Origin of the sequence: Longimicrobium sp. (assembly GCF_048594345.1) — a bacterium.
Taxonomy (GTDB): Bacteria; Gemmatimonadota; Gemmatimonadetes; order Longimicrobiales; family Longimicrobiaceae; genus Longimicrobium.
Genome location: NZ_JBMDXM010000066.1, coordinates 1 through 1238 on the forward strand (window position 1 = coordinate 1; position 1238 = coordinate 1238).

Here is a 1238-nt window from a genome sequence, read left to right on the forward strand (position 1 = left end):
GGTGCGCTTCCGCACCCTCGACCGGGCGACGATCGAGCGCTACGTCGACGCCGAACAGCCCTTCGACTGCGCCGGCAGCTTCAAATGCGAAGGTCTGGGCATCGCCCTGTTCGAGGCGATCACCAGCGACGACCCGACCGCACTGGTCGGCCTGCCGCTGATCGAGACCGCCCGCCTGCTGCGCGAGGCGGGCTACGCGGTGCCTTGAGGATCCTGCGCGGAGCCGTGCCCCCACCCGGCGCGCAAGGCGCGCCGACCTCCCCCGCAACGCGGAGGAGGTGACCCTACCGCAAAGCGCCGCTCGCCCTACGAGGCAACGCTCCCCGCGAGGCAGCGCCCTCCCCAATCGCCAGCAACACTCCCTCCCGCTCGCGCGCGCGGACCTTGGACCCTTCCCCCATCGAACGGTCGATCCTCCCTCCCTCCCGCGAGCGAGCGAGGGCAACGAGCCGCGCCCCGGCGAAATCTCGCTGCTTCCTCCCGCGCGCGCGGGCGAGCGAGGGGTCTCTGGAGCAACTTGGGGGCGTATTCCTGCCTCCCTCCCGCGCGCGCGAAGGGGCTTCGACTCTTTGGGTTCTTTCTGCGGAACCTCCCTCCCCCGCGCGCGGGGGAGGGTTGAGGATTCGCCCGCCTCGAACGTGGATGGAAATCTCCCTCCCCCGCACGCGGGGGAGGGTTGGGGTGGGGGCGAACGCCCACGCCGATGCCTCACCCTGCCCGCGTGCGGGGCATCGCGCCCTTTACGGGTGCAGGCTGGGGCGGGGGCAGACGCCTCGCGAATACCTCAACCCGCGCGCGACGCGCCTGCGTCATCGGCCGGCGGCTCCCAGCCGAACACGCTGCGTCCTCCATAAGTGTGCGAGGCGGCGCGCTCCTGGGCCAGGAAGGCCGCCAATGACGGGCCGCCCGCGGTCGCTTCCAGCGCGCGCGATTGCGCATCGAGCCGACGGATCGCCGCCAGCCGGTCGTCGTTGCCGAGCTTGGCGCGCGTCACTGCGGTGCGCATCACCTCGATCGTGTGGTCCAGCACCTTCGTCGGCACCGGATACGGGTGTCGGTCCTTGCCCCCGTGCGCCAGCGAGAACCGCGCCGGATCGCTGAACCGGCACGGCGTGCCGTGCACGACCTCGGCCACCAGCGCGAGCGCACGCACTGTCCGCGCGCCCACCCCAGGCACCTGCAGCAGCTCGGTGAAATCGCGCGGCCCACACTCGGCGGCCGCGGCCAGCGCGCCATGC

The 1238-nt window shown here is 72.5% G+C and carries 2 protein-coding genes; one reads left to right on the plus strand and one right to left on the minus strand.

Annotated features, from left to right (window positions below):
* Positions 1 to 208: Maf family protein (locus ACOJUJ_RS07890; protein WP_420126316.1), on the plus strand; the 208-nt coding region annotated here is incomplete at its 5' end.
* Between the two features lie 576 nt (positions 209 to 784).
* Here the strand turns inward: ACOJUJ_RS07890 and ACOJUJ_RS07895 are convergent.
* On the minus strand, positions 785 to 1238 hold a 454-nt coding region (locus ACOJUJ_RS07895), incomplete at its 5' end, for a DUF763 domain-containing protein (RefSeq protein ID WP_420126317.1).